At 51.8% G+C, this 19,002-nt stretch carries 17 protein-coding genes; 6 read left to right on the top strand and 11 right to left on the bottom strand.

Features of this window, described 5'->3' with window-relative positions:
- The first annotated feature begins 132 nt into the window (after positions 1–132).
- Positions 133–2,367, top strand: coding sequence for a hypothetical protein (locus tag SH527x_RS01025; protein ID WP_437192799.1), 2,235 nt, complete (start codon positions 133–135; stop codon positions 2,365–2,367).
- Positions 2,368–2,482: 115 nt separating this feature from the next.
- Here SH527x_RS01025 and SH527x_RS01020 read toward each other — a convergent pair whose 3' ends face one another.
- The 6 genes from SH527x_RS01020 to SH527x_RS00995 form a co-directional block, all read right to left on the bottom strand.
- On the bottom strand, positions 2,483–4,243 hold the full coding sequence (locus tag SH527x_RS01020) for an alpha-keto acid decarboxylase family protein (RefSeq protein WP_437192798.1): 1,761 nt from the start codon (positions 4,241–4,243) through the stop codon (positions 2,483–2,485).
- 303 nt (positions 4,244–4,546) lie between these two features.
- Positions 4,547–4,687: a hypothetical protein gene (locus SH527x_RS01015; protein WP_437192797.1), complete on the bottom strand. Its 141-nt coding sequence runs from the start codon at positions 4,685–4,687 to the stop codon at positions 4,547–4,549.
- Positions 4,662–5,531: a hypothetical protein gene (locus SH527x_RS01010; RefSeq protein WP_437192796.1), complete on the bottom strand. Its 870-nt coding sequence runs from the start codon at positions 5,529–5,531 to the stop codon at positions 4,662–4,664. The genes SH527x_RS01015 and SH527x_RS01010 overlap by 26 nt, the downstream gene beginning before the upstream one ends.
- A gap of 129 nt (positions 5,532–5,660) precedes the next feature.
- Positions 5,661–6,329 carry a hypothetical protein gene (locus tag SH527x_RS01005; protein ID WP_437192795.1) on the bottom strand — a complete coding sequence of 223 codons (669 nt, stop codon included), beginning with the start codon at positions 6,327–6,329 and terminating at the stop codon, positions 5,661–5,663.
- Between the two features lie 353 nt (positions 6,330–6,682).
- Positions 6,683–7,033, bottom strand: a complete 351-nt coding sequence (yidD, locus tag SH527x_RS01000; RefSeq protein ID WP_437192794.1) for a membrane protein insertion efficiency factor YidD — start codon at positions 7,031–7,033, stop codon at positions 6,683–6,685.
- Between the two features lie 50 nt (positions 7,034–7,083).
- The gene (locus SH527x_RS00995) at positions 7,084–7,617 is read right to left on the bottom strand and encodes a PSP1 C-terminal domain-containing protein (RefSeq protein ID WP_437192793.1); all 534 of its coding nucleotides are present in this window, start codon (positions 7,615–7,617) and stop codon (positions 7,084–7,086) included.
- A gap of 268 nt (positions 7,618–7,885) precedes the next feature.
- Between SH527x_RS00995 and SH527x_RS00990 the strand changes: the two genes are divergently transcribed.
- Positions 7,886–8,845 (top strand): aminotransferase class IV, encoded by a 960-nt coding sequence (locus tag SH527x_RS00990; protein WP_437192792.1) that lies wholly within the window; start codon positions 7,886–7,888, stop codon positions 8,843–8,845.
- Positions 8,846–8,916: 71 nt separating this feature from the next.
- On the opposite strand, the gene SH527x_RS00985 is transcribed toward SH527x_RS00990, so the two are convergent.
- Positions 8,917–9,489: an RNA polymerase sigma factor gene (locus SH527x_RS00985; protein ID WP_437192791.1), complete on the bottom strand. Its 573-nt coding sequence runs from the start codon at positions 9,487–9,489 to the stop codon at positions 8,917–8,919.
- Between the two features lie 731 nt (positions 9,490–10,220).
- On the opposite strand from SH527x_RS00985, the gene SH527x_RS00980 reads away from it, so the two are divergent.
- Positions 10,221–11,606, top strand: coding sequence for a reverse transcriptase family protein (locus SH527x_RS00980; RefSeq protein WP_437192790.1), 1,386 nt, complete (start codon positions 10,221–10,223; stop codon positions 11,604–11,606).
- A 150-nt stretch (positions 11,607–11,756) separates the two neighbouring features.
- Here the strand turns inward: SH527x_RS00980 and SH527x_RS00975 are convergent, their stop codons facing one another.
- The 3 genes from SH527x_RS00975 to SH527x_RS00965 form a co-directional block, all read right to left on the bottom strand.
- Positions 11,757–12,833 carry a hypothetical protein gene (locus tag SH527x_RS00975; protein WP_437192789.1) on the bottom strand — a complete coding sequence of 359 codons (1,077 nt, stop codon included), beginning with the start codon at positions 12,831–12,833 and terminating at the stop codon, positions 11,757–11,759.
- Between the two features lie 790 nt (positions 12,834–13,623).
- Complete coding sequence (locus SH527x_RS00970; RefSeq protein WP_437192788.1) at positions 13,624–14,028, bottom strand: hypothetical protein; 405 nt, start codon at positions 14,026–14,028, stop codon at positions 13,624–13,626.
- 130 nt (positions 14,029–14,158) lie between these two features.
- The gene (locus SH527x_RS00965) at positions 14,159–15,127 is read right to left on the bottom strand and encodes a DUF1559 domain-containing protein (RefSeq protein ID WP_437192787.1); all 969 of its coding nucleotides are present in this window, start codon (positions 15,125–15,127) and stop codon (positions 14,159–14,161) included.
- 1,224 nt (positions 15,128–16,351) lie between these two features.
- On the opposite strand from SH527x_RS00965, the gene SH527x_RS00960 reads away from it, so the two are divergent.
- From SH527x_RS00960 to SH527x_RS00950, 3 genes are all read left to right on the top strand, one after another.
- The gene (locus tag SH527x_RS00960; RefSeq protein WP_437192786.1) at positions 16,352–17,377 is read left to right on the top strand and encodes a DUF1559 domain-containing protein; all 1,026 of its coding nucleotides are present in this window, start codon (positions 16,352–16,354) and stop codon (positions 17,375–17,377) included.
- Positions 17,378–17,462: 85 nt separating this feature from the next.
- Positions 17,463–17,906: a hypothetical protein gene (locus SH527x_RS00955; RefSeq protein ID WP_437192785.1), complete on the top strand. Its 444-nt coding sequence runs from the start codon at positions 17,463–17,465 to the stop codon at positions 17,904–17,906.
- Positions 17,907–17,981: 75 nt separating this feature from the next.
- Entirely contained in the window at positions 17,982–18,161 is a 180-nt protein-coding gene (locus SH527x_RS00950) for a hypothetical protein (protein WP_437192784.1), read from the top strand.
- Here the strand turns inward: SH527x_RS00950 and SH527x_RS00945 are convergent.
- Positions 18,154–18,495, bottom strand: coding sequence for a hypothetical protein (locus tag SH527x_RS00945; RefSeq protein WP_437192783.1), 342 nt, complete (start codon positions 18,493–18,495; stop codon positions 18,154–18,156). The two genes, SH527x_RS00950 and SH527x_RS00945, sit on opposite strands and share 8 nt — an antisense overlap.
- Positions 18,496–19,002 lie beyond the last annotated feature (507 nt).

Genomic DNA, 19,002 nt, shown 5'->3' with positions numbered 1-19,002 from the left:
AGGCCCTCCTGTCCTGAGAAGGCACCTGAAAGGTCTTCGAGAAGACTGGTCAGCGTTCAGCATGCAGCAACGCTGTGTATTTGTTGAATTGGATTGAAAGCCCTTCACGGCGGAAACCGGATCGATTCTTTCATGTCAGACGTTGTTTCACTGCATTGCCCCAAATGTGGCCGCAAACTCAAGATCAAAGACCGCTCCCTCTTTGGTAAGAAAGTGGCCTGCCCGGAATGTAAGCAGCGGTTCGTTCTGAACGATCCTGATGGCCCGGAGATCGCTCCTGATTCATCAATCGCTGAATCACCGGTGGAATCGCCGAGCGCCGTGCAACAGAGTACTCCTCAGAACGAGACACCGCCGCAGGCAGCACAACCAGTTCCACAGGCTCCCCCAAAGACGCCTGTAAATCCGTTTGATTTCACAAAGCCAGCTGCACCAACCGGGAATCCATTCGATTTCCTGCCTCCGAAACCTGCAGCGCCGCCCACTTCACAGCCCGTCAACCCATTTGCACCAGTGGCACCTGTCCCAGGCAGCAACCCTTTCGCTACGCAAACTGCCGGTGGCCCAGGCGGGTCTCCAACACCGCCGACGCCATTCGTCCTTCCAGCGGCTCAGGGTTCGCCTTTGAGTAATGCTCCGACGGGAACAGCAACGGCAACTCCTCCTGCTGGTCAACCAGTTGTCCCGGCGGCAAGCCCGTTCGTCACAGCTCCATCAGGTTCTGGGCCACTCCTCATCGGAGACGAACCTTCGTCGATTACCGCACGACGCAATATCAAGAAAAAATCGAACTGGACGGGAACCATTGCAGGGGTCGTCGCATTTCTCGTAATCGCAGGCGGTGCAGGGTATTACCTGAATCAGACGCCGATTCCAAAGCCAGCGGAATCAAACACTGTCGCCAGTAGTTCGGCAGACGCCGCAGTCAAAGAAGAGGCCTCCCCGCCGGGCGCGTACAGCCGATCAGATCTTGAAGGAAACCCTGAACTGGTCGCCGAGTTTTTACCGACCAAGGGAGAACCGATCCAGCTGCTGATGGTTCCCAGTGGAATCAACCTTGTGATTCATCTGCGACCAGCATTGCTTTGGTCAGATGACATTACCTATCGCATCCTTCGAGCCAGCCTCACCGACGACATCACCAACTGGCTCGCACAACAGATTCGCACCTACTGCAGACGCGAACCGCAACAGATTGATGAAGTGACCTTTGGCATCATCCTCGGCCCTCGTGGTATGGATCCGCAGGTCTGCACAGTCGTCCGACTGAAAGAACCGGCACGCCTTTCGGACCTGATTGAAGAGTTCCCAGGCAAGTACCTTTATGAGATTTCCGAGAAGCCCAATCTCCGCATTAAGGTCGACGAGAAGCATGCCTATCTGATTCACGATGACAAGACATTCGCAATTTGCCCGGCCGAGATGGCGAGCGAACTGGAACACTGGATCACCACTCCCAACTACGAAGTTTCGGAAGGGATCAATGAACAGTTGAAGCAGACCGATCGGGAGCGTTTGCTCACCATAATCGGAACGGTGAACGACCTGGACATTCACCAGAATGTCTTGTTTGTAAAAGAGGCTCAACCGCTGATCTCGGCATTGCTTGAATGGGTCGGACCGGACGTCGAAACGATTGGCTGGTCGCTTCACCCGGCACCATACCTGCATTCTCAGGTCTGGCTGCGGACGATAAGTGCCAAATCCCCGATGACTCTGGAGAAGGATTTTCAGGCACAGTTGCGAAAGCTCCCTGACCAGATCTGGAAAAACGTCTGTGCTCGCATGAATCCTGCAGAAGTACGGTTCCAGCAGCTGATTGGGCGCCTCCCGGCCATGCTGGAAGCGTATCAGCGTTCAACCGTCTCCCAACGCGCTGGGCGGCTCATCACCTTAACTACCGTGTTGCCGATGAAGGCGACACCGAATCTGGTGCTTGCCGCATTGTTCACAGTGAATGAAGCCTCCCGAACCAACTTTGGGGTTGCAAACGTCGCAGATGCTGGCATGAAGAAAGCAGAACTTCCTCCAACAATTGCTGGACGAATCGAACTCCCGGTCGATGCCGAGTTCAATCGCTCCCCGCTGGAGCCGGTACTCCAGTTCCTGTGTGACGAAATTCAGGTCAAACTGTTTGTCGATGGAGACGCACTGAAAGACGCCGGTTACACAAAGAACATGCCTCAGACCTTTACGCTCGGTAAAGTTCCGATGAAGCAGGCGCTGATGCACATTCTTGACACGTATCAGGAAACCGGGAAACAGATGGTTGCCTGCTTTGATGAAGCTAAGATGCAGATCACCATCACCACTCGAAAATTCGCTGAGCGAGATGGGCTGAAAGTCTCTCTGCCGTTACCGAAATAGTTGACAGCGCCAGACATTCTGAACAACACCAGTCAAAACAATGGCGGCGGCAGATCTACACGACCTGTCCGCCGCCATTGTTCTTTTGAGTCTTTCTCTCCGTCGAGATACGCACCTACAACTGCTTCGCCATTCTCACCGCCAGTCGCGAAAGTGCATGGCTGATATCGTCTGGAGCAAGATGGACATTCAGGATGCTGTAGGCATCACGGTGCTCCAACGCAGCCCGCATCGACTGCACGAGTTCTCCGTATGTTTTGACTTCAAAGCCCCAACCAGCGCCCAACAGATCCGGCATCCGATGATAGTTCCAATTCAGGATGTCATTGAACGGGCCATCCTGTAGAAACCGCTCAGTGGTATACCCCTTGTTGTTGAGCACAACCACAATTGGGTTCAGACCTTCTCTTACAATCGTTGAGAGTTCCAGACAGGTCATCTGAAACGCACCATCGCCGACAAGGATCAGCGGCCTCAACTTCCGGTTGGCAACCTGAACTCCGAGTGAGGCAGGGATCGCAAATCCCATCGAAGTGTAATAAGCAGGGCTGATGAACTCGGTGTGCTTATGAATCGTCAGGTCCGACGCTCCGAACAACGAATCACCGACATCTGCTACAACGATCATGTCGTCTTCAAGGATCTGATCGATGTGATCAAACAATGCGGCAACTGTCATCGAATCTGAAGGCTGGTGATCAGCGGGAACGCGTGGCTGATGCGGCGGAAATTCAACTCGAGTCTTTCGTAACTTCTCCTTCATCAATCCCGACATGAAGTCCTGTAACCGGACATCCTGAAAATGATGATGCCCGATTCGAAGCTGCTCGCTGGTTGCCAGAATACAGCGTCCCGGATCGAGCTTCGCAGTGTAGATCCCCAGATTGATATCCGTCATGAACGTTCCGAGCATGACAACACAATCGCTCTTTTCAACGAACTCAGTTACTTGCTGTCGCCCCATCGCTCCTTCATACAAACCTGCATAAAGAGGATGACGTTCACTGACAACAGACTTCCCCAGCAGAGTCGTGCAGACGGGGATCTGATTCTTCTCGGCAAACTTGATCACATCCGCCTGCAATCCAAACCGGTGAACTTCAACACCAGCAAGAATGACAGGGGATTTGGCTTTAAAAATTTCCTGTCGAGCTTCATCTAACGCAGCTGCCAGCGCCTGAGAATTACTCTGAAGATTGACCGTATACGTCTGATGAGGAATCAGCGCTTCGGCGTGCACACGATCTCGGGGGATTTCTAGATAAACCGGTCGTTTGAAACGCAACGCCGCTTCAATACAGCGATCGATTTCACGAAATGCAGTTAATGGATCATCCAGCAAGGCAGTTGCGACAGTGATCTTTTCGAAGATCTCCCGCTGCGTATTGAAATCACGAACCTTGTGATGGAGTAGGGGATCATTTCGTCTCTCGTGAATCCCGGGAGATCCACTGATCACTATGACTGGCGACTTTTCGGCGAACGCACCAGCAATCGAATTACAAAGGCTGAGACCACCGACACAGTAAGTCACGCAGACAGCACCGAGTCCATGAATTCGAGCATACGCGTCTGCCGCATAGCCTGCGTTATCCTCTCGGGTGCACCCGACCACATGAATGGGGCTCTCCTGCAACATCCCATAGAACTGTAAAACGAAGTCGCCAGGGATCCCGAAGATGTCACTCAGACCGACCTCTTGCAGACGCTCAATCAGGTAATTCCCAATCGTCGGTCTGGAGTTCGGGTACTTTCCATTCGACGATGTGATCGCTTGCTTCACACGACGTGCAGGCTTGCCAGCCGATCGCATGGAAGGATTCGCCGACTTGGAACCGGCAGTAGATTTCTTCTGACGCAGTGGTTTGTTACTCATCGGAACGCCTGTAGAACAAGGGCTTCCTGACAGCAGTCCGTAACATCCAGTCGAATCAAGAATCAAAAGGCATCTGAATTATACCAGCTTCAATCAGCTGTCATGGTCAATTTCGGTCGCAATGACCAATTCAATCGATTCGACCGCTGACCACGAGTCCACACCACGCCACCAAGTGAAGTGGATCAACGAAAAACAGCACAAGCAGTGAAGTCACTGCTTGTGCTGACATGATCTCTTCAAATGTTTACTCGCACCGGGGAGACGCTTTAATAGCGCCTCCTGTCACAGGCGAGCAGTCTGTTACTGGAACTGCCAGCCGTAGCTTGCCAGTTCCAGAGCGAGAAAGATGCAGCCTGTCAGGAGTGCTCCCACGGCCACGAACAACAAACCGACATAGATGTCAGGTGTTGGATCCTCAGAGGTTGAGCTTCGACGTGACATTGTCGCCTTCCTGAATAATACCGTTCTTTGACGCTGTAATCACTTCGCCGACAGCCCAATTCGCGCCCAGTTCAACCAGGCGAACCCGACCGAGCCATTCCGACTTGTCTTTGTCTGTGATCCGCACAACGTCGAGTTCGTTTCCTTTAACGAGCCCATCGTCACTGCCGATGGAGAGTTCAACGAACTGCACCCGATTTGCACGATTCTTACGCAGGCTCTTCACAATTCCGTCCACTGGTGGAGGAGGAGCCATCGATTTTGCAACAACTTCCGGATCTGTTTCGAGCCCGGCGTTTGAAACAACCCGCTTAAGAAAGGCAAGCTGAGCGAGACCATTTTCATAAGTCTTGTTCAACTGACGATAGGATTCTTCCTGAGTGAACAGCTTGTCACGCAGATCACGAATTTCGGCTGCGGACTCGTCGAGTTTGGTCTGGAGCTTACGGTTTTCGACCCGTTGCTTATCAGATTCTTCCTGACGAAACTTGGCTTCAGTCGCCTTGGCTTCAGCAAGACCTGTCTGAGTTGCACGCTGCTGCTGCAGCTGATCTACCTGGGTCTTCATCTCTGTCACCTGAGCGGTGAGAGTGGTGTTCTTCGCAGAGAATCCGTTTGCCCGTTGTGATTCTTCAGCAAACTTGCTTTCGAAGTCACGTCGCGCGTTTGTGAGTTCTTCTCTGGCAATTGAAACTTCACCTTGTGACTTCTTCAATTGCTCTTGCGACTGCTTGTACTTCACCTGCCAGTTCTGGTGCACCGTAAAAACGGCGCCGGCAAAGGTCATAAATAACAGGCTGAGAGCGACCTGCACGACCACCAGAATTTTACCGACGTACGACATGCTTTACTCCGCCCGGGCGGGTTTCGAATCGAGTTGCTGATCAAGTCTACATCGCTGATCTCTTGAGATCATAGCGAATTCTCGTCCCTGAAATGCCCTCGAAAGAGCGTCCGCCTCCCACAGTAATCATTACTGTGCGTTTTGCGACTTCAGTTGCTGTTCCAGTGAGTCTTTTCGGGATTTCACTTTCGCGGCATCACCTTCAAACTGCTGAAGAAGGTTCTGCTGCTGCTTGAGGATCGCTTCCAGTCGGAATTGATCTGCCCGAACCTCTTCAATCTGCTGTTTCAAACGCAAGACATCAGCGCGACGTGCAGATGTCTGGTTCTCAAGTTGAGTCGCATTATTTGTTGCTGCAATAATTTCTGCAGCCAGTGTCGCTTCCTGCTTTCGAACCGCTTCCAGGCGTGTTCGCTGTGTATCGACGTATTCCTGCAAGGCGAGCTCATCGGCAGCCTTGGCTTTTTCCAATGTCTCAACCCGTGTCTTCAGAAGAGGTTCCCGATCATTCAAATCCTGAAGGACCTGCTGATTCTTCTGGGAGACATCGTCAAGAACTTTGGAAATCACTTCTGGAAGTCGTTTTGAGGAGGCCACCTGACTTCCGTCTGCAATGCGTGTTGCACTCCAGAGATAGTCAGGACCTGGTCCTCGAGCGAATTTGTAATAGTCGAGGTAGCCCGCCTCGGTCATTTGCATCCAGTTCGGGCCTGCAAAAACAGTGGCAATCGCAAACCCGGCGAACGCCAGACTGGCGGTGGCGACGAAGACTGCGAGGATTTTGCCGAATTTTGTCATAGCGTTACTGGCGCAAATTGAAGAAGGGGTGTGGATTTATCCTACGACTGCCTTTTCTGCACTGTCAACACGCGCACACCTGCGCCGTCGGAATTCCCAAAATCCTATATTGATCTTTCGGCATCTTCCGCACGTCTCCCCTCATGGAACCTCACTGTTTCGTCACGCATCGTACGTTCTGCGCCCAACAACGCGCGGTGTAGCAATTATGACGGTTGCATGAGGCATCAAAACAGAGTGACCTTCTGTCCACAGATCGCACCGAGGCCGTTCGTCATTGAAAACTCGACTTCTCAGTCAAATATCTCCAAGGTTGCCCTGATGAAAGCCGTCGGCTCAATTGAGCCCCAACTTTATGGAGGATCGTATCCTCCCCGACAGAGTGGCTGGCATCGGCAAATCCGCCAGCCCCCTTTGAATGCCCCTTTGATTGGCCCGTGCTTTCGTACTGCCTGAATGAAGTATTCGCTACAGGATGGCTCGAACCTGCAATGCCCCCCCAAAATGGCGCGGAATGTCATCTGATAGAGACGAACCAGCAGAATCAAGAACGCGGATACTGCAGACGAAGCACCGTAACCAACAATTTTCAAAACACTTGCACTCGAATTCCCAGCAAAACTCTGTTTGTCCGCCCCCGGCTCCAGAACCGGTTGGTCCATTGGAACCTCATCGCAACAAGTCTGGTTGGGATGTTGGGACATGCGACACTCATTTTGACGCTGCAAAGCAGTATTCGATACTCGAAACCGGCTTAGTGGCAACCACAATTCCCGCAGCCTCCGCCACTTTCTTTCGCCGGTGCAATCACGAGTCCTTCTGAGGAAACCGGTTGCACATCGATCACTCCCAACCCGGCTGCAGCTGCCTGCAAAGCCAGTTTTGTGCACTCAGGGCCCCGTTCGTTCAGCACATACAAAATCACTCGGGATTCATCGAGAATCCATTCCATATCGATCAGCTGCAGATCGAGGTTCCACTCCGTAATCCGTTGCGTCCACAGAGGATATTCCTCGCGAGCCTTCGACTGCAAACGTCGAAACTTCGCGAGATCCGCTTCTTCAGCGAGACGTAAAACCGTTGTTGTTGGAGTCGATTCTTGACCCGGCTCTGAAGTCGAGCGGTACTTTTCCAGAACCGTCCCCAGTTCTTCTCCCCGAGGAGTTTTCAAAACAACCGAGGCCCCACGGCTTAATGCGGTCTCGTTCTGCCAGGATGCGCTCACGAGATCAGGAATCGCACCATGACGAACGAGATAGTCAGACGTCTTCGTTTCAATTGCATTCATCTCCTAATAGTACCCCTGAAGCACTGCTCCCGAAAGTGGCCGATCAACAATCCCGTGATTCACTCCTGGTATTTGGTCACGGCATGCAATTCCAGTCCCTGGGCAGTGGCTCACTGTTCGCGATGTGTGATTGAGACGATCCTTCACCCTGTACGTTTGGAAATTGCGGCCTCTCGGGAATTCGAGTGACATGCAGATGTCTCAGGAGCACAGAACGAATAAAATTGAAGTGCATCCCGATTTGCAAATTTCCCCTGCGGAGACAGTGATGTCGTCCTTCGGTTCATCCGGTCAATCTTCCCCCATCGCTTATTTGAATGGGGAGTTTATCCCATTCAATGAGGCCAAACTTCCGGTTTATGACCTCGGAATCATGCAAGGGGCGACCATCACCGAACGCATGCGGACTGTTCACCATAGGCCATACATGGTGGCCGAACATCTGGAACGCCTGAGCCGATCACTGCAGGCAACGGGCATTCACATGCCGCAGGACTCAGGTCCAATCGAAGACGCCATCGCCGACGTCGCGAGACGAAACATGGAAGGCCTCGCCCGTTCAATTGATCTCTCCGTTGTGATTTTCGTCACAGCCGGGCAGGGGATCGGGGACTCGAATGGACAGATTGAGCGAAGCCGAGCTTCCGTCTGTATTTACACAGCACCGCTCCCGCTGAAAACATGGAACGATTGGCATCAGCACGGGGTGAGTCTATTCGTTCCTGACATCCGTCATGTTCCGGATGAATGCCTCTCACTGCAAATCAAGCATCGCAGTCGGCTGCACTGGTTTCTGGCGGACCATCAGGCACAAGCTGAGGCACCGGGGTCAATGGCTCTTCTACTGAACACCGACGGACATGTGACCGAGACCAGTTCTGGAAATTTGTTTGTCGTTCGGGAGCAGCAACTTTGCACTCCGAAACAGTCAACGACACTGCCCGGCATTGCCCAGAATCACGTGGTCAAACTCGCAGAGAAACAAGGATGGTCGGTCAATCAAATCGACATGACGCTTGAGGACGTTCTTGCGGCAGACGAAGTCTTCCTGACATCGTCAACGTACTGCCTCGTTCCTGTCTCTCACATTCAGGCTGTCAACCAGCAGCGACAGCGCATCGGAAACTCAGTTCCAGGCCGTGTTACAAAGATGCTGCTCGACACTTGGTCAGCGGAGCTTGGGCTCTCGATTTCCGGTCAGGCGAGAGAATTCACTCACCGCGGTTAGCGTGTACCGAGGGCTGAATCTCAAATCCAGAGAGCAGAAGCCAAGCGGCAGAACGAAAGTGGCCACGCGATTTAAGCGTTCACTTTACCGGAGCGAAGTCGTTCTTTGGCGCGGTGGAGCGTTGGACCGATGGAATTTTCCGGGATGTTCAATTGCGTGGCGATCTGCTGATAACTTTGGCCATCCAGATAAAACGCCTTCACAATCGCCGCCTCATTCGGAGGGAGGTTCGCCATCAAAACGCGTACTTCTTCTTGATCTACCGCAGGTTGAGCGGGATCAGAACCGGCAGCCTTCAGCACCCCGCCATGCGGTGTGGTATGACCTAAAGCTTCGAGTTTCTTACGCTGAATCAACGATTTGACAACAACTCGTCGTGCAACAACTGCAAGGTAAGTTGCCAATGACGATTTCCCTTTGAAGTGCCTCAGCACAACGAAATCGTTCATCAACAACGTCAGGTAGATTTCCGAACAGAGGTCTTCAATGTCCGCTGCGGAAAGATCAACGCTTCGAGTATGAGCAGTGTGCCGAATCACATGCATGAACACGCTGATAAAGCGATCGACAAATTCTTCCCAAGCCCCTGGCTCACGTCGCAGGCAGCGATCAAGGATTCGACGATCGACTTCCACCAATGGCACGATTCGGCCTCATTCTGAAGAAAGTCGGGACAACTGCACCAAGACAGATGCTCCCGTAGATATCTTATGACGTATCTACAGGTCAAACAACGGGGAAGTTTTGCGTTCATCAACCCGTTTTCTGAAATTTCTGTTCAGAAGAACCGTTTCTTTCACGTAACCGGAAGTATTGACTCAGTTGCATCCCCCTTCCCATAATCCCCGCGTGGCCTGAGGGTTGTACAAGCTCTGCCTTTTGGCACTGTGGGGTTACCCCATGGGAGACTCGTTGCTCCGCATTCGGCGGATGAATGTCGACCACGTGACGAACTGTCACGTGGCAACATACGCTACAGGATCCGTTGTACAGCCCTTGGGCCACATTTTGACACCATCCCCTGACGACAAACCGGTGTCTTTCCTAGTCGCCTTAGGCGACATCAGACTCGAAAACGACATCAAGTTCTGATCCCATGAGACGCATTCCTCTGACTGGACCACAATATTCCCGCGACAACCTGAGATGAACACGGCTCGAACCATCTGAACTTTGCGGTTCCTTGCCATCGTCCTGCTCTTAATTGAATGAAACGTTCGGCTAAAGAGACACAGTATCTCACTTAACGGGACCTCACTCAGTTGTCGCAATTCGGTAATTCCCAGTTCCTTCATTCGTTCCAGCCGGAAATCTGAGAGTCGTTGCCCGTCAACACGCAAACTCACTAATTCCCAGACCTAGACCAGACGCTCACATGGGATTGATCGATTTTGTCCTCAGACTGCTGGGAATCTCCCGACGCCCGGCCAAAGGAACCTTGGCTCCCGCTTCGGTTTCAGATACGAAATCACCTCCAGTCAGCACCAAACCGAGCGCTGTTGAACCATTCCAGAGCACACTGGAAGCGGCTTCTCCTGAACCAGCTTCTACTCAGGTAAAGACGCCAAAAGCCACTGCGAAGAAGAACTACAAGAACCCGACGCGTCTGCAGGCACTGAAATACCAGTCCAACCTGATCCCGACAGAGCCTCATCTTGAGGTCACTCAGGGACGCCCTTATCGCTTCGCCTGGGTTGCGGATCACCCCGGCCAGTTCCGCAATCTTTCTCTCGACTGCGATCAGCGCTGGCTCGATTACTTTGGGCTCCCTGTCCTGAAAACCCCAGATGACCTCGCAAAGTGGCTAGATGTTCCCATTGGGAAACTCGCCTGGCTGACACACCGCACCTCACGAGGCAATCGCGCTGAATCGGAGAAGCAAAGCCATTACTCTTATCGCTGGCTCGCCAAAAAGGGAGGCGGACACCGCCTGATTGAAGCTCCGAAAGGCGATCTCAAAGCCGTTCAGGAAGTCATTCTGCGCGAACTCCTCGACCTGATCCCGGCACACACAGCCGCCCACGGGTTCGTCGCAGGCCGTTCCATCATCACCAATGCCGCTCCCCACATCGGGCAACGACTGGTCATGAAGTTCGACCTCGAAGACTTCTACACCAACGTTCGATACTCACGCGTCGTCGCAATTTTCCGCAGCGTGGGATACAGCCGGGAAGTGGCAATCTGGCTCGGGCGACTCACCACATCTTCGATCCCATGGACTCTGACAACTCCGCTGAAAAGCTGGGAAGTCGCCAAGTTCGCCTCACGACATTTGCCACAAGGTGCCCCAACCTCGCCGGCGCTGGCAAACCTGTCCGCATTTGCACTTGATGTGCGCCTGCAAGGACTCGCCGAGGCGTACCAACTCGATTACACGCGCTATGCTGACGATCTGACTTTCTCAGGTCCCGGCGTTGTGATCCCGGCATTGAACGAGATCATCCCGCTCGTCCAGTCAATCATTCGCTCCGAACGTTTCAAACCGAAACTGAAGAAGCGACGCATCATGCGCAGATCGTCAAGGCAAACGGTGACAGGCGTTGTTGTGAACGACAAGCTGAACGTCGCCCGAAGCGAATTCGACAAGCTCAAAGCCACTCTGCACAACTGCAGCAAGCTTGGACCATCAACCCAGAAGCGAGAAGTCGAATGCGACTTCTCGTCGCACCTCCAAGGACGCATCGCCCACATCCGGCAGTTAAACCCCAAACGCGCCGAGAAGCTCGAATCGGTCTACAAACAGATCGACTGGACGAAGTAGCAAGCCTGAACGCAAGGGAAGTAGGCACGTAGGGTGCGTCGCGAGCTTGCTCTTACCCACAAATATCTGAAATTCCGATGGGAAAGCAGTGTTTTTTGGGGGGAAAATCAAAAGTGTACTGCATTCTAGGTGACCAGGGTGGGTGCCGGCCTACGGAACTGTAGGTCTCGCGGTGTAAATATCGCCTCTAATCACGTCTCGCACAAGGGTTCCTGATTCGACAGGACGAAACGGAGATTTGCCGCAAACGTCAAGACTCTCTGCCACATCATGCACTAAGAACTTTACTGTAGAAACAAAGTTTTCTGGATGATCAAATGCAGACCCATCTGGGGACAGATCTTTAAGAAAAGAGATTGTCGCCTGAACAGGAAAAAAAGCGTCACGGTTGCCTTTTAAAGCAGAATACTGCACTTCAGCCTTGGACACATAAAGGTTGCCCACCCGATGGGTAACAGAGACAGGCAGATAGTTCACATCGGAGTCACATAACAAGATCCAGTTTTCTGCATACTCCACATGGTATGGCTGATTATCCTTAACAGTAAGTCGGATATATCTTTTCTTAGTTTTTGGATCTATGATTTCATTCGACGCTTCCAGGGACCAATCGGAAAGTGCAACAGCCAATTGTCCTATTCCACAAGGCGCACCGAAGTCACGCGGGTCAGCCAAAGGTAAGCTTTTCGTCATTTCATCAGCAAATGATTTTCGCAGCAGAACAGGCCCCGACTGACTTGGCGTCAAGAGTTGATTAGATGTAAAGAGCTCAAGTTCGCGACCATTAGTTGTTATAACGCTATCTAAGTAATCGCCCACATACGATTCAGCGAGTAGATTTTCGCCACAAAGAAAAACTTTACGGGAAAGCCTGCCATTACCGGCCCTTAGTTGTCTTTCAAATTCGGGGTCTGTGCCTGCCTGTTTTATCAAGAGACTGCTTGATTCGACATTTTCGTTTTCAGAAACAGGCAAATTCAAGTTTTGCTGCCACTCAACGACACACGCCACCCCACCAATTGACAAGCGATTCGAGTTAACAGCGTCTACCACTCGTGATCGCAACTGCTTGTCGGGAGTACCAATCGATTTCTGCAAGCTCTCTTTCATTCCCTGAGGAAATGCATGCTGCGAGCCGAGTCCCAGCCCCCAAAGAATCGCTAACATTCCACGAAAAAGAAGAGACCGAAAGGGTTCTCCCGTATGCATTCTGGTTAAGGGAGTCATAGTCACTGACACCTGTGCATCAAATAGAACTGTTTTCACGAGGCGGACGACCGTTGCCGCAGAGCGTATCAAATCAGCTTCAAACAGAGATAGATAACTTGATCGCGATACGCGTCAATGACGCAGTAGGCGGTCGGGTGCCTTGTAGAGCACAGGCCATGCTGAAGCACAAAACCCGCTCAATCACAGCAAAAACGACGATCAGACGTTGTCAAAATGACAAACCCAGCACGAAAATGTGGGGAACACTGAGGTCTTGACGCACACTACGACTACTGGCCAGTTCGATCAGGAAGATCAGAGTCGAGTTTAACCACACCCTCGTCCACCATTCTCTGAAAATCTTTAAATACGCGATCCTTCTCTTCTTTGGTCAAGCGAAAGGGATTTTCTGACGAGGTATTGGAGGGTACGTTCGTCCCTCTAGATTCCTCTAACGGATTTGACTCTTCTGGATTCTCTTGCGGCATTAATTTGCCTTTATAGATAATTCACGACTATAACCAACAGGGAATCCCCTGACGCATTCGAAAAGTGCCACAAGAAGCGATTAGCGAACCACAAGAACCCTCTCGCAGAGCATTGCAATCGCTGGTTCTTAAGGCCCCAGCCAACGCAACTTCAATTGCGACCAGCGATCGACCTCTAAGGTGAAGCATCAATCCCATCAAGCGAAAAAGATGGGGAGAATTTCTTGGACACTGCAAGAATTCCTCCCCACCTCAATTCCACAGCCATTGATGACGTCGTTAACGATCGGCCATCCTTCTAATTAACAGGCCGACTTCTCCTACTTCAAATCGAAGTCGAAGTTGGTAGCATCAGATGAGACAACCGCTCTCAAGGGGTTGTCCTCTGTCATTCTTGAGTAAAGCGGAGCCTTCGTTCCACTCACCGGCGCATCTGGAGTTCCAGCATCCGTCGTCGTTTCCACTGACGGCATTACCACACAAACCAAATACTCAGCGGGAAAGACCCCGTTCAGTTTGTAGCTGCCATCCTCAGAGGTGACTGCCGACTGGTAACGATACTTGGGAGGTAACCCCGCTGTGATCGCAGAGAAGCCCACCGTCGCACCGGACGCAGGTTTTCCCTTCAACTGAATTTTCCCAGTGACGTTCACAGGTCCAGGAAGTTGAGGCCCCTTCGAACAACCGAGTATCACGACAAGAATGAGAGCAACAACATATCGCATTAAATCTGAATCTCCCAGATCCTCTCAACAAAGCATTCTCAGTTGAAAGCGACGAATAATGGACAGTAAAGAACGAGACGCCGCGACGGCGAAAGCATGACCTGTGACATCGTGCCCCAAGGGTCAACACTTAGAACTCACCAACAATTTGGCCATTCTGAGGTGTCCCGAGGTTCACCCAGGTCGAGCCGGCAATGTTCTCGCTGATGAAGCGAACCGTCCCGTCCATCAGAAGCGCATGCACTCCACCAGTGTGCATACTTCTGGCGGTCCCGTAGTTTGATTGAGGACTGGGCGTGTAGGTTGGCGATGGATTATTCGGTGTCGCAGTTGCCATTACGGAAAACTCTGTGCTTCCGTAAGCGGCTCGAAACCAACTCGCCCCATGAGAATTAAAGGTCGTAGGGAGAACTCCACCCTTGGAACCCGCCGTAAACTCGGAGAATGCGATGGTATTGCTTAATCCATCAACGACCATATTTAATCTCATCTGAGTATCGAGTGTCCGATTATTTGTGGAGTCGTATAGCCCCCAACGTGATGCGAAGATTCCATTCGATGTGGCGGACCCATGAATTCCGCAGAGACCATATCCGTGTGCAGTTCCAGCAGCCGGATAGTTGTGTGGTGCTGCGGTCCCCGATGGAGTTGGAGGCATAGCACTTGGACAAACGAATGCAGAGATTTTCGCTTCCAACGCAGCCAGGTTGGAAGAATCCCCAGGGAGAACGTTGAAATTAATCTTATTGTATACTGTCACCTGATCCATGTACGGCAAAAGCATCGTATGAATCGTATGTGCCCTTTCTCCATTGTCGGTGACGCAGCAACACGATGGTCCGGAAGTGTGGTTCACACCACGTGGAATCACGAAAGCGGTGACATCCATATAGTTGTGGAGTGCCAGGCCGATTTGCTTCAAATTATTGCGACACTGCGATCGTCTCGCCGCTTCGCGAGCTTGCTGAACTGCTGGCAGAAGCAGGGCAATCAATATTGCGATAATCGCAATCACGACAAGAAGCTCAATAAGAGTAAAGGCGGATCGCCTCTCTCTCTTATCCTTAAAAAATCCGCAAACAGGCCCGAATGCTGTCATAATAGAACGCCTCTCAACCCTAAAAGATTCACACACGAATAATTCATATGGCAATTTTCAGCTCTAATGAACGACTCTTACCCGAGTGAACACTACCAACAAAAACTGTTGACATTCAAGAAAATTTTTAAACATCTCGCCAAAAACGACACAGGCAGCAGCAGATTTGACTGGAAAGTGACCGTAACTGGGGCCTCGAGACGTAGCTCATACGATTCCGGTGCCACACCCTGAGGCAAGGAAGAGAGCAGTTAGATACGTTAGAGAAAAACCGTTCTACAACCCGCGTTTGCCCAGCCCACAGAGCAGTGACACACAGCCCCCACCCACCCCTGAGTCCCTGGCTTGAAACAAGTTGAACGAGAACAACCATGAAAAGTCATGAAGTCGTTTCACAACCGGGAGGGCGAGGCTCCTGCCGAGCCGCAAGCCAGAGACCGCGTGATCACTCATGCGGCTCAGCGGGAGCTTCGCCCTCCCAAAGCCATGCAGCAGTCGGTTTTCAAACCACCCCATGCAGAGTGCGTCGCAACGCACCGATTCTCTCAACATTCAGGGTGCCCAGAGTGAAGGTTAAATCAACTGCCGTCACACCGTGAGCAGTATCACGTAACCGGGTCGGGTGGCACGTCGACACACCAATTAGTGCTTCCAGCCCAGGCACCCGGCCAGCGACTCTTAAGTCAAGATCCCTCTAATCCTGCGTCAATGCATCGGATGATCAGTATCACCTGCCAAGAGTCCCCAGATGGATTGGACGTAACGATTCTCCATAACCCGATAAGGGGACCCGTCCCAGTTATGGTTCTCTAATCGACCACACAGAGCTTCTTAACATCACCAGCCACAAGATGTACGTAGCTACCTTAAGTTTCCCAAAAAAACTTGAGTTACTGGCAGCCAAGAGTAAACTGCTTACAACGTGCGGAACGTAGACTGCCCCAGGAGAGGCGTCTTCGCAAGCCAATGGGCGCCTCCAGCCTGTGCTCCCGATCACTCCTAGCAAATTATGAGATAAATCAAATCTCGTTCAAAGCACGACGATCAAGACTTATCTACCAAATTCACCGATAGCAGCACGCGAGTCGAATTCACTCCGGTCTCTATTGCCAGCTTGCCTGCCCCCTGTAGCAAATCGACTCTTTCAGTCACCACTGGTCTTTAATTCATCACGGTCATTTCAACTGCCGCAAACTCTTATTCTCTTTCTATTTGGAGAATCACATGAAAAGAGGCCTTTCTCGTGCTGCATTCACCCTGATTGAACTACTTGTGGTGATCGCGATCATTGCCATCCTGATTTCCCTTCTACTGCCTGCAGTGCAGCAGGCTCGGGAGGCAGCCAGACGTTCTCAGTGCAAGAACAGCTTAAAACAATTGGGACTGGGACTTCACAACTATCTAGACGTGACAGGTCAGTTTCCGATCGCAACGTTCCCCTACACTGGAGTCGGCACACCAACAGCTTTTGCAAAGTCCTGTTCTTGGATAGTACGCATCTTCCCCATGATCGATCAGGGAGCTGCCTATAACCAGCTCAGTTTTGCTTCCGATTTTTGTTCACAAAGCGGTATTGATCGAAACTGGGCAATCCGGCAATCACTTCGGGTGAGCTTCTTGAATTGTCCCTCAAGCACATTGCCTCAAACTCGAGAAGACACCGTCAGCGCAAACACCAAGTCCGCGTTCCCTGCGGCTGCTTCCCTGACCACGATCACTGTTCAAATTGCGGACTATGCTGGAGTATCCGGATCAGCTATCGATCCAGTGACAGGCATTTCGCCGACGGAATCCGTTTCGACCTCTTACGGAATCAGTCCTACCAATGGAATGATTGTTGGCGCAAATAGTCTCGCCCGGGCAGGCGTGAAAATGGGTGACGTTACAGATGGCACATCCAACACCTTAATGGTCATCGAACAAAGCATGTCAGACCCCACTTGTGCCTACAATGCCCAGAAAGACTGTCGAGCTTCAGCCCATTCCGGAGGACTGTGGGGGGCAGGGAACGGCGGGGTTGACTGGTGGGCAGCTGTCACATCCCCCGGGGCCGCTATCAATCAACAAACAACCTACACAGGCAGCACGTACCCATACCATCGAAACACGAAAGCGATGTCTGCACATACAGGTGGTGTTCATGGCTGCATGGCCGACGGCAGTGTTCGGTTTTTATCTCAGAATGTGGATTACAAAACCTGGATGGCACTCTGCGCCCGAAATGACGGTCACGTTATCGGTGAGTACTAAATGCAACTGAGAGAAACGGCTTCGTTTCAAGACGAATCACAGTTGCAACATTCCGACCGGACTTGAGCAGATAAGGGGCGATTCGGTGAACAAGGCTCGGATCATTCTTTTCCTTGGATCGTGCTTCATCCTTATTCACGCTGGTTGCTGGAGAGGAGCAAATCCTCTCCAGTCTGGCATCGTTAACGGGAAAGTTCTCAATGGGACAACTCCCGTCTCTAAAGCAGAAGTGCGTTTTATTTCCGCTTCTGGCCCAATGGCGACGGGATGGACGAAGGACGACGGAACCTATCGACTGTTTCTTCCGGACGGATCCGAGGGAGCTTTGGTCGGCGAAAATGAAGTGAGTGTTGTTACCGGATTGCCGGATCCAGAGTCGATCGCTTCCGTCAATCCAGAGGGTATGGTGCTCATTCCGAAGTCAACGACTCCGTCTTATCTCTACAGATTTGCGCAGCCTGTCGTCGTTCAGAAAGGGACGAATGATGTCGTTCTGGACTTAGGAAAATCTGAAAAGCGGAAGAATTAGTTGAGGCCATCCCGTGCCGAGTGCCCCGATTAAGTCACGCAAGGTGCGTCGCGACGCACCCTACGATTACTATGAATGCTCACACCTCTGGATGACATGTACCGCGCCCCAGCCACCCCGCCGTTGGATCAGCCCAAAGCGAAAGAGAAGCCCAAGCCGACCGTCACGCCCTTGAAAACGCTCAAGCCGAAGCCTGCGGCGAAAGCGTTGAAGCGAATGGCCGGCATCGAATTCTTGAAAAGGATCATTACATAAAGTCCGCTGCCATTCTCATCGCCGAAAAAGCAACATACTCCACTGACGGAGTATCTGAATTCGCTTCGTCGCCAGCGAGCCAATCATCAAGCAAGTCGTCAATCAGTTGAACAGTTTTTAAAAGGTCTTGCTTCGCTTCGGAAGGAGCGTTTTCAACACGCTGTTCACGCTCCAAGTCATCAGCAACACCCCAAAGTGCGGCATAAGGCAAATACGGAACTAAGTTTCCGGGGACTTTACCAGGATCAAGTTCAACCAGCGTTACACTGTCCCAAAAAGCACCATACGAAGCACGCATTTGTTGAAGCGTGTTGTTCATAAGCTCAGTACTCATTCGATCCTCTTTCATTTTGAGAGCGCTCCTTTCATGCGTTCCAACCACGTCCAATAGTCCGTCCGGGTCGAGTGGCACGCCCTGACGCAAGGAAGGGCGTGGACATTCCCGAGGGGAGTGCAAATCCGTGGATGTCCATTTTGACAGAACAAACCGAACATCACCCAGCAGGCTGGAGGTGGATCGAACTTTCACCAGTCTGGGCAATGCTTCCTGACCGAAGAACTTCAACGAAAGAGAATCAAATGCTGGAGGGCACCTGAATCTTGCTGGGGTGTAGATATTCCTGACTCTCAATTAAAGAACGCACCACGCCCTTCCTGACGTCAGGGCGTGCCACCCGACCGACGATCAGACGTTGTCAAAATGACAAACCCAGCACGAAAATGTGGGCAACATTGAGGTCGCGACGCACCCTACGATTACTGCAAGGCGAAGCTCGGTAGGCTGGGTCCTCAAGACCCAGCTCACTGGGCGTCTCGGAACTCGTCACCGCACATCTCTGTG

The organism is Planctomicrobium limosum (assembly GCF_051465645.1).
Classification (GTDB): Bacteria; Planctomycetota; Planctomycetia; order Planctomycetales; family Planctomycetaceae; genus Planctomicrobium.
This window is presented reverse-complemented; position numbering and strand designations above follow the sequence as displayed.